Origin of the sequence: Streptomyces sp. NL15-2K, from assembly GCF_030551255.1 — a bacterium.
Lineage (GTDB): Bacteria > Actinomycetota > Actinomycetes > Streptomycetales > Streptomycetaceae > Streptomyces.
Genome location: NZ_CP130630.1, coordinates 491,023 through 503,691 on the forward strand (window position 1 = coordinate 491,023; position 12,669 = coordinate 503,691).

Annotated in this window: 6 protein-coding genes; 2 read left to right on the forward strand and 4 right to left on the reverse strand. The window is 70.2% G+C overall.

Annotated elements, in window-relative coordinates; genetic code table 11:
* Positions 1 to 51: 51 nt before the first annotated feature.
* From Q4V64_RS02095 to Q4V64_RS02110, 4 genes are all read right to left on the reverse strand, one after another.
* Positions 52 to 2,526 carry a glycoside hydrolase family 2 TIM barrel-domain containing protein gene (locus Q4V64_RS02095; protein WP_253266641.1) on the reverse strand — a complete coding sequence of 825 codons (2,475 nt, stop codon included), beginning with the start codon at positions 2,524 to 2,526 and terminating at the stop codon, positions 52 to 54.
* Positions 2,523 to 4,040 carry a glycoside hydrolase family 43 protein gene (locus Q4V64_RS02100; RefSeq protein WP_124436867.1) on the reverse strand — a complete coding sequence of 506 codons (1,518 nt, stop codon included), beginning with the start codon at positions 4,038 to 4,040 and terminating at the stop codon, positions 2,523 to 2,525. Before Q4V64_RS02100 ends, Q4V64_RS02095 begins: the two co-directional genes overlap by 4 nt.
* Positions 4,041 to 4,073: 33 nt before the next feature.
* Positions 4,074 to 6,473: a glycoside hydrolase family 3 N-terminal domain-containing protein gene (locus Q4V64_RS02105; protein ID WP_124436868.1), complete on the reverse strand. Its 2,400-nt coding sequence runs from the start codon at positions 6,471 to 6,473 to the stop codon at positions 4,074 to 4,076.
* An 81-nt stretch (positions 6,474 to 6,554) separates the two neighbouring features.
* Positions 6,555 to 9,368 (reverse strand): family 78 glycoside hydrolase catalytic domain, encoded by a 2,814-nt coding sequence (locus Q4V64_RS02110; protein ID WP_172628951.1) that lies wholly within the window; start codon positions 9,366 to 9,368, stop codon positions 6,555 to 6,557.
* A 237-nt stretch (positions 9,369 to 9,605) separates the two neighbouring features.
* On the opposite strand from Q4V64_RS02110, the gene Q4V64_RS02115 reads away from it, so the two are divergent.
* Both Q4V64_RS02115 and Q4V64_RS02120 read left to right on the forward strand, forming a co-directional pair.
* The gene (locus Q4V64_RS02115) at positions 9,606 to 10,733 is read left to right on the forward strand and encodes a LacI family DNA-binding transcriptional regulator (RefSeq protein ID WP_303708828.1); all 1,128 of its coding nucleotides are present in this window, start codon (positions 9,606 to 9,608) and stop codon (positions 10,731 to 10,733) included.
* A 385-nt stretch (positions 10,734 to 11,118) separates the two neighbouring features.
* Entirely contained in the window at positions 11,119 to 12,648 is a 1,530-nt protein-coding gene (locus Q4V64_RS02120; protein ID WP_253266642.1) for an ABC transporter substrate-binding protein, read from the forward strand.
* Positions 12,649 to 12,669 lie beyond the last annotated feature (21 nt).

The following is a 12,669-nucleotide window of genomic DNA, read 5'->3' on the forward strand; positions in this document are numbered from 1 at the left end:
GGATGATGGGTGCGGGAGCGGCCGCCGGGTGTGGAGAGGTGCTTCTCGGCGTCAGCGCCCGTCGTCGGCGGGGGCGCTCGCTTCGAGCTCCACGGTGACGGGGTCCAGCCCGTCACTGGTGACCAGAACACGGATGGGGCCGGGGGAGGTCGGGCGGACGACGGCGAGGGCGCGTCCGTCGAAAGTGGTACGTCGTGCCGCGTCGAAGCGCTCCACGGTGACGGGCCGGGCGCTGCCGAGCGCCTGAAGCACCCCGCAACCCGTGACCTGGACCTCCACCACACGGTCGTCGTCGTGAGCCAGGTTGCCGTCGTCGTCACGGAGCTCGATGGTGACGTAGGCCAGTTCGCGATGGTCCGCGGTCAGCGACCGGCGATCGGCCTCGACGTGGAGGCGGGCGTCCCCCGCCGTCCGCAGGCTCACCCGTGACCGCTCCACACCGTCGTCGTACGCGACGGCCGTCAGCTCGCCGGGGTGATACTCCAGGTCGAAGCGCACCCGGTACTCATGCTGCGGTCCGACCGGCCGCCGGCCCACCGGCTTGCCGTTGAGCAGCAGTTCGACCTCGTCGGCGGCGCTGTACACCTCGACCTCGACCGGCGAGCCCGGTGCCACGTTCCAGGACCAGCCCGCGACCGTGTCCGTCCACGCCCACTGCATCTCCAGACGGCGCTCGCCGTGGTGCTGGGGGCGGAAGACGGCGATGTACGGCTCGTGCCGCAGCCCGAACACGGTCTCCCGGTAGTAGGAGGCCGGGCGGCGGTGTCCGGTGATGTCGATGTCGCCGCACCAGGCGAGCAGCCAGGGGTACTCGGGGTCGCCGCCGCCGCGTACCGCCGGATCCTCGGTGTAGTCGGTCCGCCCGAGCCCGACCTCACCGAGGTAGTCCCACCCGGTCCAGGTGAAGTCCCCGATCACATGCGGCAGGTCTCGCACCAGAGGCCAGATCCGCGCGATGTTCCGCGGATTGGTCTCGGTGCCGAGGACGACCCGGTTCGGGAACCTCTCTCCGTCGGAGCCATACCGTTCCTCGGCGTAGTTGAGACCGGCCACGTCGACGGCCGCGTGGGATTCGGCGGTGCGCTGGGTGACGAGTTCCGAGGTGGTGATGCGGTCGAAGATCTCCGTCATCGCGTTCATGACGTCGTTGATGCCGCGGGCGTGCAGCGCCGAGACCTCCTGCTTGAAGTCGTCGATGATCTCGGTGCTGACGGCCCAGAAGCTGCTGACCGCGTTGGTGACGAAGCGGGTGCCGTCCAGAGCGCGGATCTTCTCCGTCATCCGGCGCCCCCACGCACCGCCCAGTCCGGAACCGGCTTCGGGGACCTCGTTGCCGATGGAGTACATGATGACGCTGGGATGGTTGAAGCACTTGGCGACCATGGCCTCCACGTCCCGCTCCCACCATTCGGGGAAGTCCAAGGAGTAGTCGAAGGGCTTCATGGCCTCGAACCACATGTCGAACGCCTCGTCCACGACGAGCATCCCGAGCCGGTCGCAGGCGTCCAGCAGGGCGGGTCCGGCCGGGTTGTGCGAACTGCGGACGGCGTTGAATCCGGCGGCCTTGAGGATCTCGACGCGGCGCTCGTCCGCGCGCCCGATCGCCGCCGCGCCGAGCGGGCCGTTGTCGTGGTGGATGCACGCCCCGCGCAGTTTCACGGTCCGGCCGTTGATCCGCAGCCCGTGCCGCGGGTCCAGCCGAAGAGTGCGGATGCCGACGTTGACCGAGGTTGTCTCGAGTTGGGCGTCCCCGTCGCGCAGCCCGACCGTCGCCCGGTACAGGTAGGGGTGGTCGACTCCCCAGAGGTGGGGCTCGGGGACGTAGAGCCGGGTACGCGACACGGTGGTCGTGCCGGGCGTGATGGTGAGGGGTGTGACATCTGCCGCGATCTGTACGCCCAGCTGGTCCCGCAGCTCGGTGTGGAGGGACACGGTCCGGGTGTTGACGTCCTCGTTGCGGATGGTCGCGGCGATCTCGACCACGGCCCCTTCGCTGTCCGCCTCCGGTGTCAGGACCCGCACGCCGTCGGCGGCGAGGTGGACGAGATCCGTCACATGCAAGTAGGTGTCACGGTGGATGCCCAGGCCCGAATACCAGCGCGAATCCTGGTGAGCCCGCGCCTCGACCCGGATGGTGTTCGTCTGCCCGTGGCGCAGGTAGGGGTCCAAGGGCACATGGAAGCCGGTGTAGCCGTTGCGTCGCTGCCCGGCGAAGGAGCCGTTGACGAAGATCATGGCGTCCCGGTAGACGGCCTCGAACTCGACCGTGACCCGCTTGCGACGCCACTCCTCGGGCACGAACAGTTCCTTGCCGTACTCGACCACACCGCCGGGGTAGTAGCCGGTGGAGGGCCCTTCGCTGTCCGTTTCGGAGCGCGGCAGCGACAGCATGGCGTCGTGCGGGAGCACGACGGGCCGCGCGGCGGCTTCTCCGCCCAAGAGGTCGGAGAAGCCGCTGACCTTCGGCTTCACCGTCCAGTCGGCGTTGAACGGGATGCGTGTCATGGTGGCCTCTCTGTCTGTCATGCGGCGTCCTCCCCGTGGTAGCGGAAGTCGGCGAAGTGCACGGTGCCGTGCTCGGCGAACATGCCGGTGACACGGCCGGTGAAGGGCACGGCGGTCTCGACCGACCAGAACCGGCCGTCGAACTCGGCCAGCCGTGTCTCGACGCCCGCCGCGTCCACGACGTCGAGCCGGATGGTGTCGCCGGACGGCAGCCAGGGCGCCCTGCCCTCCCGGGGAGCCTCGGTGGCGATGCGGAGCACGACCTCGTCGCCGGCCACCTCGGTGCTCCAGGTGCTGACCAGCGTCGGCAGGGCCGCCCGGCCCGTGACCCGGATCCAGTTCCCGGCCGGTGCCCGCTCGGCGACCAGGGCGATGGTGGACTCCTCCTCCAGACGGATACCGAGTCCGCCTCGGCCGTCGGCCGGGGCGATCCGGGTCTCCACGACACTGGTCACATGGCGCTGGCGGCGGCCCACGAAGTCCGGACGGAAGGCGTCGATGCCCCCGGACTGTGCGCTGAGGGTGAGATGGCCGGGGCGCCGCCCGAGGGACGCCACCGACTCGGGGGCCCGGCCCACCGCCAGCCAGCCGGGATCCGCCAGGGCCGTCGGATCGGTGAAAGTGAAGTACTCGTCGAGCGGTTCGGTACGCGGGGCGAGGGGGACGGGAGCCGCGTACGGCCAGCCGTCGGCCCACTCCACGGTGGTCACGTAGGTCTCCCGGCCCAGCGGGGACGTCCGGCCTGCCGTCCGGGTACCGAGCAGTACGAGCAGGTCCTCGCCGTGCGGTCCCCGGACCAGGTCGGCATGGCCGGTGCACTGGACGGGCCGGGCGGTGCCGGAGGCGCTGAGGACCGGGTTGTGCGGGGCGCCCTCGAAGGGCCCCTCGATGCTCGGGCCGCGCGCGATGCTCACCGAGTGTCCGTAGCCGGTGCCGCCCTCGGCGATCAGCAGATACCACTGGCCGTCGCGGTGGTAGAGGTGCGGCGCCTCGGGCGCGACCAGGCCCGTGCCGGACCACAGCTCGCGCGGCTCCTCCAGCACCCTGCCCGTCGCCAGATCGACCCTCGCCTGGAGGATGCCCCGGTTCGACACCACCCGGACACCGTCCAGATGCAGGCCGCTGAAGGTGACGTACGCGGTGCCGTGCTCGTCCCACGCCAGGTCGGGGTCGATGCCGTGGATGCCGTCAAGGGAGGTTCCGTCGCTCCACGGGCCGGCCGGGTCGGCCGCGGTGAACACGACGCAGCCACGCGGACTGGCGGTCACGGTGACGATGACGTGGAAGAGACCCTCGTGGTAGCGGATGGTGGGGGCCCATACGCCCGCGTTCGAAGGGGTGTGCGCGAGCCGGACCTGCTCCTCGCGAGGGGCGACGTTGCCGATGTGCTCCCAGGCGACGAAGTCGGTGCTCCGGTGGACCGGCAGCGCCGGCAGGTACTCGAACGACGAGGTGACCATGTAGTACGTGCCGTCGACGAGGACACAGCTGGGGTCCGGGTTGAAGCCCGGGATCAGGGGGTTGGGCAGATCCACGAGGAGTTCCTTGGGGTCGGTACGGATTCCGGATCAGACACGTTCGAGCCGTACCTCGGAGAGGAAGGACCGCTGCGCGCTCGTCAGTACCCTGCGCTCCCCCACCAGCCCGAAGGATCCGCTCAGCCGGTGGTCGTCGGAGTCGAAGCCGAGGAAGTACTCGACCTGCCCGGGTTCGACGGCGAAGTCGCGCGCGAGCGTGGTGTGTCCCAGCTGGCCCGCCGCCAGGCGGAAGGTGACACGGCGGCTCTCCCCCGCCGCCAGCTCGACCCGGGCGAAGCCCGCCAGCTGCTGAGCCGGGCGGGTGACGCCCAAGGCGCCGGCGCGTACGTAGAGCTGAAGGACGGCGGTGCCGGCGGCGGCGCCCGTGTTGGTGACCGTCGCGCTGATCCGCGCGCTGCCGTCCATGTCGATCCGCGTGTCGCCCGACAAGTCGCCGAGGGCGAAGTCGGTGTAGCTCAGGCCGTGGCCGAACGGGTACTGCGGGGTCGCTTCCAGGTCCAGGTAGAGCCGGTCCACGCCCGGCGGCAGCGGGTTGCGGTAGCCGGTGCCGGCGTGCTGGTGGTGGTAGACCGGGATCTGGCCGGTGTGCCGGGGAATGCTGTACGGCAGCTTCCCGCTGGGGTTGACCGCGCCGAACAGGACCTCGGCGATCGCACTCGGCCCGAACGGCCCGCCGTACGGCGCCACCACGACGGCCGCGGCGTTGCGCACCGCCTCCGGCAGGGCGTAGGCACGTCCCTGGACGAGCACGACCACGATCGGCTTGCCGGTGGCGGCCACCGCCTCGGCCAGCGCGACCTGCGCGGGTGGCAGTGAGATGTCCGCCGAGTCACTGGCCTCGCCCTCGGTGCGCTCGCCGGTGAACCACAGGCTCGCCCCGCCGAGCGCGAGCACCACGACGTCGCTGCGGCGTGCGGTGTCGACCGCCCGGTCCAGTGCCTCCGGGCCGGGAGCGGACGTCAGCGTGCTCCCCTGTTCCACCAGCACCGCGGAGGCGAAGTCCGAGACGGCGTCGGCGAGGGTGCGGGCGCCGTAGCGCTCGCGGAGGTACGTCTCCTGTTCGACCGGTGGGAACAACTCGTCGTTCCACGAGTCCATGCCGGGCTCGATCCCGACCTGGTTGCCGAGCTCTCCCTGCGCCATGCGCAGCGTCATCTCGCGCCAGGCCGGATAGGTGTAGGTGGGGAAATGCGGGGCGGTGACATCGGCGTGCGGCCCGATCACGGCGACGGCGAGCTCGCCCGGGGACAGCGGCAGCAGCCCGTCGTTCTTGGCGAGGACCACGGCGCGCCGGGCCAGTTCGCGGGACAGGGGCCCGCCCTCGGCCCTGGTGGCGTCCAGGTCGACGCGCTCCACGGGATACGGGTTCTCGAAGAGGCCGAGTTCGAACTTGGCCCGCAGCACCCGCAGGACGCAGACGTCCACGTCCTTCACGTCGAGGGCACCGCGCTCCACCTCGGCGACGAGGGCGTCTCCGTAGCCGTAGGCCTTGGGCAGCTCCACGTCGAGCCCGGCGATGATGGCCAGCCGGCCCGCCTCACCGGGGGTGGCAGCGGCGTGCTGACGACTCACGACGTGTTCCAGCGTCATGTAGTCCGAGGACACGAACCCTTCGAAGCCCAGTTCTCCGCGCAGGAGGTCGGTGAGCACCTCACGCGAGACACCGGCGGGGACCCCGTCCACGTCCGCGTACGCGTTCATCACGGACCGCAGCCCGGCCAGCTGGATCGATGCCTCGAAGGGACAGGCGAACAGGTCCCGGGTGCGCCGCGCGCCGCCCTCGTACGCGGACAGGTTGATGCCGCCCGAGGCAAGCCCGTACCCCAGGAAATGCTTGGCGGTGGCGATGACCCCGTCGGCCAGGTCCTCGCCCTGCAGACCGCGGGTGTAGGCGACGCTCATCGCGGCGGCCAGGTACGGGTCCTCGCCGTACGTCTCGTGCACCCGTCCCCAGCGCGGGTCGAGCGCGACGTCCATCACGGGGGACAGTGCCTGCCGGAAACCCACCCGCCGCATCTGCCGGCGGACCAGGCCGGCCATCTCCTCGACCAGCTCCGGGCTCCATGCCGCCGCCAGTCCGGTGCCGGTGGGGAACACCATGTGGCCGCCGGCGAGGAAGCCGCTGAGTGCCTCCTGGTGGATCAGAGCCGGGATGCCGAGCCGGGTACGTGTCACGTACTGGCGCTGAATCGCTCCGGCCAGGCGCGCGAGCCGCTGCGGATCGTCGGCGGTCAGGCCCGCGACATGCCCGGGCGCCCGCTTGAGCACGTGTTCCGCGCCCTGCGCGTCGGAGCCGTCCGCCCGCACCAGGTTCCACGGCCACTCCGCGGACAGCTGGTCGACCTTCTCCTCCAGTGTCATCTCCCGCAGCAGTAGCTCGGCACGAACGTTCGCGGACAGACCGGCGTCACGGTGGTCCTGCGTAGGCATAGGCGGGCAACTCCTGTTGTGTTGCGAACGCTTTGGCACGGCCCATCGCTCGGGTGGTGCGTGTGCGACTGCTCCGGTGCATCAGGCGGAGATCGGATCCAGGATCGTGTGCACGGCCCGGTGGAAGGCCTCCGCACCGGGATGCAGATCCTGCGGAACGAGTGCGTCGGCGATGTCGGCGGCCGGGGCGTCGAGCCGGCTGGCGAGCGCTGCCGCGACCTGGGTCTCGCCCTGCGGAGCCAGCCCGGTCTCCACTGCGGCGCCGACCACCGCGGCCCAGGTCTCGGGATCATCCAGAACGTCCCGGACGGTGCGGTCGGCCGGCGGCCCTACCGGCGGCCCGGCGGGATCGGGCACCACCCACCGGTGTTGGCCGTGGCCCACCTGGACCGGATCGGTGTCACCGGGCAACTGCACCTCAGCAGTCGTCCCCACCGGCACCCGCACGTCCAGTCGGAACTCGCCGTCGGCCCGCTCCCAGTGGACGCCGGCCTCTCCGTACGGGGTGATGTGCCGCGCCGACGCGGAGGTCAGCGCTCCCCATGGGCGCGGTCGCACCAGGATGGTGCGGTAGCCCGGCGCGGCCGGGGCGAGACCGGCCACCTGGCGGTGCATCCAGTCCGCGACCGCGCCGAGCGCGTAGTGGTTGAACGAGGTCATCTCACCGGGGTTGATGCTGCCGTCGGGCAGCATGCTGTCCCAGCGTTCCCACACGGTCGTCGCCCCCATGGTCACCGGGTACAGCCACGACGGGCATCCGGTCTGCAGCAGCAGGCGGTAGGCGACGTCGACGTGTCCGGTGGCCGACAGCGCATCGGTGACCAGGGGGGTTCCCACGAAGCCGGTGCTGATTCGGAATCCGCCGGCGCGCACCAGGTCGGCGAGCCGCCGGCCGGCCCGCTCGCGCTGCCCCTCGTCGGGCAGCAGGTCCCAGGCGATCGCGAGGGCGTAGACGGTCGGCGCGTCGGAGAGAACACGACCGGCGGAGGTGACGTAGGCGCGGTTGAAGGCCCGGCGGACCTCCTCGGCCAGTGCCGCGTACCGGTCGGCCTCGTCCTGCCGGCCCAGCACCCGGGCGGCCTCGGCCACCAGCCGGGCGGAGTGCGCCAGATGCGCGGTGGCGACCACGTCGGGGTCCGCCTTGCCTCGCCCCGGCGCCTCCGGCGGCGCGGACGGGTCGAGCCAGTCGCCGAACTGGAACCCGCCGGTCCACAGCCGGTCCGGCCCGGCCAGGGACGCCGCCTTGTCGACCCAGGCGCGCATACTGGGCAGTTGGCGCTCCAGTACGCCTTGGTCGCCGGTGCGCTGATACAGCACCCAGGGGACCACCACGGCGGCGTCTCCCCAGGCTGCCGCGGCCGGCGAGGCGTCGTGCAGGACGTCCGGAATCACGAAGGGCACCGACCCGTCCGGCCGTTGTTCGGCGGCGAGGTCCGCCAGCCAGGAGCCGAGGAAACCGCCGACGTCGAAGAGGAAGGCCGCGGTCGGCGTGAAGATCTGGATGTCACCGGTCCAGCCGAGCCGCTCGTCGCGCTGGGGGCAGTCGGTGGGCACGTCGACGAAGTTGCCGCGGGTGCCCCACACCACGTTCTCGTGGAACCGGTTGAGCAGTGCGTGGGAGGAGCGGAACCAGCCCGTGCGCCGCAGGTCCGACGAGATCACCACGGCCTCGATGTCCTCGGGGCGCAGACCGGGGACCCCGGACACCTCCGCGTACCGGAAGCCGTGGAAGGTGAGCATGGGTTCGAGCACCTCCTCTCCGGTGCCCGCCACGAGGTAGCTGTCGGTCGCCTCGGCCGTGCGCAGGGGCCGCGTGCCGAGTTCCCCGTGTTCGAGCACCTCGGCGTGCCGCACGACGACCTCGCTGCCGGCCGCCAGGCCGCGGACGCGCAGTCGTACCCACCCCACGGCGTTCTGCCCGAAGTCGACCAGGGTGCGCCCGGCGGGTGAGGTCCACACCTTCTGGGCCGACAACATGTGGCCCACCCGAATGGGCGGTCCCTCCGGTGCGACGAGCCGGTTCAGGTCGCTGTCGACCACCTCCACCGCGCCGGTGGCGGGCCGCCAGTCACGGCCCCGGCGGCGCAGATCGGTGCGCTGGCCGTCGTAGAGGTCATCGGCCAGGACCTCGCTCTCGCGTGCCGTCCAGGAGCCGTCCGTGGCCAGGACGTGTACCTGGCCGTCGGTGGTCGTGACCTCGAGTTGGGCCAGCAGCGCGAGCCGGTCGCCGTACTGCGCGCGCTCGCCGCGGAAGCCCAGGCGGCCCCGGTACCAGCCATTGCCCAGCAGGAAGTCCAGCGTGTTGTCGCCGCTGCGCACCAGCTCCGTCACGTCGTGCGTGTGATAGCGGAGCCGGTGGGCGTACGCCGTCCAGCCCGGGGTGAGGACGGCGTCCCCGACCCGCAGACCGTTGAGCGTGCCGGCGTACAGACCCCGCGCGGTGACGTAGAGGCGGGCCTTGTGCACATCGCCCGGAACATGGAGGGTGCCGGAGAGCACGGGGGCGGGCATGCGCAGGCCACCGATGCCGACCGGGCTGATGAAGGACGCCGTCCAGTCGCCCGTATCGAGCAGGCCCGTCTCCACCACGGCGCGTCCGCTCCAGTCGCTCCACTCCTCCTTGTGGGCGACGCGCACGCGTACGGCCGCGAACTCCCGGGACGCGAGCGGCCGTGCGGGCCAGGGCACGAGAATCTGCTCGGTGCTGTCGACCCGGTACCTCTCGGCGATGCCGCCCCGGGTCACTTCGATCTCGTACGCGGTCTGCTCGTAGCCGGAGTCCGCATGGGGGACCGACCAGGACAGTCGGGGAGAGCCGGTTCCGACGCCGCGTACCGGGGAGGCATCGGTGAAGTGTTCGAAGCGAGGCGGGGAGGGAGCGGCAGCCACGACCATGCGGGTCTCCAGATTTCTCGAGCACTTGGTGACCGGGCCCGAAGCGGACGACCACGCGCTCTGCTCGGGAACGCCCGCACGCCTCGGATGTGGTGGCGTGACAAGCCGGTAGTGTGCAACGTTCTACGATCGGGAGCGTATGGACCGTCCCGAACTCATGTCAAGGACCTGGTGACGCATCGAAAGGCATCGATCTGTGAGGCGGCGATCTACAGCTGCGCTTGTAGCATGGCGTGAATGGACAACAGCTCTGCTGACGCCGACCTGCGGGGCGATATGAACAGTTCGGGCGATCGGCAGACGCAGCCGGAAGTCGTACAGGCCGCGGACGGGTCGCGTTCCTCCGGTACTCGACGCGTGACGATCCAGGACGTCGCGAAGGAGGCGCAGGTCTCGATCTCCGCCGTGTCGAAGGTTCTCCGCGACGCCTATGGCGTCAGCCCTGATATGCGGGCCAAGGTCACCGCCGCCATCGAACGGCTGGGATACCGCCCCCAAGCAGGTGCGCGCGCCATGCGGGGCCGCTCCTACACCATCGGCGTGATGCTCGCGGCGCTGTCGCACCCCTTCCAGCCGGAGATCGTCGAAGGCATCACGGACGAGCTGGAGCCCGGCCCGTACCAGGAGATCCTGATCACCGGGGGGCTCGTCGCCCCGCGCCAGCAGCGCAGCATCGAGGCCCTGGCGGACCGGCAGGTCGACGGACTTGTGATCATCACGCCGGAGATCGGCACGGCCTGGCTGGAGCAGCTCGGCGCGGGGCTTCCGGCCGTGGTGGTGGCACGGCATGGTGGCGCCGTCCACTTCGACACCGTTGTCGACGACGACCATGGCGGTGCCCGGCTCATGGTGGACCACCTGGTGGGCCTCGGGCACAGGAGCATCGTGCACACCAGCCATCCCACGGGGAGCCTGAAAAGACCCTTCGTCCTCGCGCACACGGCCCGCCGCGACGGCTACGTGGCCGCCATGAAACGGCACGGCCTGCAACCGGACGTCATCGAGACCTCCTACACGGAGGAAGGCGGGTACCTGGCGGCGGTCGAGGCCCTCGACCGGCCGAGTCCGCCGACCGCGATCTTCGCGGGGGCCGACATCGCGGCCGTCGGTGTCCTGCGGGCGGCGGAGGAGCGCGGCCTACGGGTTCCCGAGGACCTCACCGTGACGGGCTACGACAACATCAACGCCTCGGCCATCGGCCGGGTCGCCCTCACCACGATCGACCAGTCCGGCCATCTGACCGGCCAGGTGAGCGCGCGGCTGCTGCTGGAGCGGTTGAACGGCCGAACTCAGCCGGTTCACTACGTCGTGGCGCCACGCCTGGTCGTGCGTACCACCAGTGCGGCGCCCTCGCGGCGCAGGTGAGGGCCGGGGGCGTCGGACGCGGGGCGTTGCGTGCAACGGTGCACTGCCTGTCTTGAACGGGTAGTGACGGGTCGGCGGCGTGTCGAACGTGGGCCGGCAAGTCGCCGACTGTCCCTCAGTCGGCCAGAAGGAGATAACGGCACGTCAGATGGCCAACAAAGGGCGAATCTGAAGACGAGGCTACGCGTGCGTTGCGGAAATGTTACCCGAGAGGGTCTGTGCGTTCCCTTGACTGGTTCTCGCGCTCTCCGTACGTTGCGGCGTAGAACGTTGTACACATTCACTTCGTCCGGTTCGCGCTCCTCCTTCTGGGCGCCCGCGACATCTCCCCTCCGGCCGGCAAGCTGCCAGGGCCGCACTTCCTTCGCATCCCAAGGAGTCCCCGATGCGGCGCACCACTCGATCTGCTCTCGCAGTGACCACGACCATGAGCCTTGCCGGTCTCGCAGCCCTCACCGGCTGCACCAGCGCGGGCACCACCTCCGGGAGTTCGGGCGGGGCCAGGACCACGCTCACTCTCGGCATGACGCAGGACATCCAGGGCTGGGACCCGACGAGCCAGCCCGCCTACCAGGGCTGGGCGGCCTCGGCCGTGTACGACAGCCTCATTCGCTGTGGTGCCAACGGTCAGCCGGAGCCGGATGTGGCGACGTCCTGGACGTTCGCGCCCAACAACATGGGCGTCACGGCCCATCTGCGCTCGGGTATGAGGTTCTCGGACGGCAGCCCGGTCGACGCGGCCGCGGTCAAGGCGAACTTCGAGTACGCGAAGAAGCATGGCGGCAGCGCCGCCCGTTTCGCGGACATGACGGTCACCACGCCCGACAAGTCGACCGTGAAGATCACCCTGTCGAAGCCGAACCCACTGCTCACCGCGCGGCTGTGCGAGGTGCGCATGGGCAGCCCCAGGTTCCTCGCGAGCGGCAAGACGAACAAAGCGCCCGTCGGCTCGGGCCCGTACACGCTGGACGCCTCGGCGACGACCGCCGGTTCGACGTACACCTTCACCAAGAACGACGCGTACTGGGATTCCAAGCGGTTCCCGTACAAGAAGCTCGTCATCAAGGTGATCACCAACGAGACGGCGGCGATCAACGCGCTCAAGACCGACCAGATCGACGGCTCGCTCATCACCCAGGCGACCTACAGCCAGGCCGAGGCGGCCGGGCTGAAGGTCCAGTGGCAGAAGAGCGAGGTCACCCGTCTGCTGATCACGGATCACCTCGGCAAGAAGGTCCCGGCGCTGGGGAACGTGGACGTGCGCCGGGCGATGAACATGGTGTTCGACAAGGAAGCCATCGCCAAGAACCTCTACCGCGGCCTCGCCTCCCCGACCGCGCAGATCTTCCGGGCCGGCACGCAGGCCCGTATCAATGGCCTCAAGGATCCCTACCCCTATGACGTCGAGGCCGCCAAGGCGCTCATGGCCAAGGCGGGCTACGCCAAGGGATTCACCCTGGAGATGCCCTACATGCAGGGCCAGGGCCTCGACGCGCTGATGCCGGTGGTCAAGCAGCAGCTGGGTCTGATCAACATCAAGGTCAAGCAGGTGACCCTGTCCGGGCCGAACGCCATCGGCGAGCTGCTCAGCGGCAAGTACCCGGTGCCCATGTGGGCGCTCGGGAACTACGCCGACTCCCGGCAGGACATCGCCGACTACGTCCTGCCGGACGGCATCTGGAACGTCGAACACCAGCAGGACCCGACGGTGAACAAGCTCTGGAACACGATCTCCAGCAAGACCTCGGAGCAGTCCGCCAAGGACCAGCAGGCCCTCAACCAGTACGTCATCGACCAGGCGTGGTTCGTGCCGATGGTGGACACGGGCACGATCTACGCCTCCAACCCTGAGGTCAAGATCAACAAGTCGACCGACCCGGCCGGTCTGCACCCGCAGCTCTGGGACTTCCAGTAGCCCCTACGGGCATGAGTGATT

Coding starts and splice junctions, on each gene's coding strand:
- Q4V64_RS02115 (WP_303708828.1), top strand. CDS start 9,606: ATGGACAACAGCTCTGCTGACGCCGACCTGCGGGGCGATATGAACAGT.
- Q4V64_RS02095 (WP_253266641.1), bottom strand. CDS start 2,526: ATGACAGACAGAGAGGCCACCATGACACGCATCCCGTTCAACGCCGAC.
- Q4V64_RS02120 (WP_253266642.1), top strand. CDS start 11,119: ATGCGGCGCACCACTCGATCTGCTCTCGCAGTGACCACGACCATGAGC.
- Q4V64_RS02110 (WP_172628951.1), bottom strand. CDS start 9,368: ATGGTCGTGGCTGCCGCTCCCTCCCCGCCTCGCTTCGAACACTTCACC.
- Q4V64_RS02105 (WP_124436868.1), bottom strand. CDS start 6,473: ATGCCTACGCAGGACCACCGTGACGCCGGTCTGTCCGCGAACGTTCGT.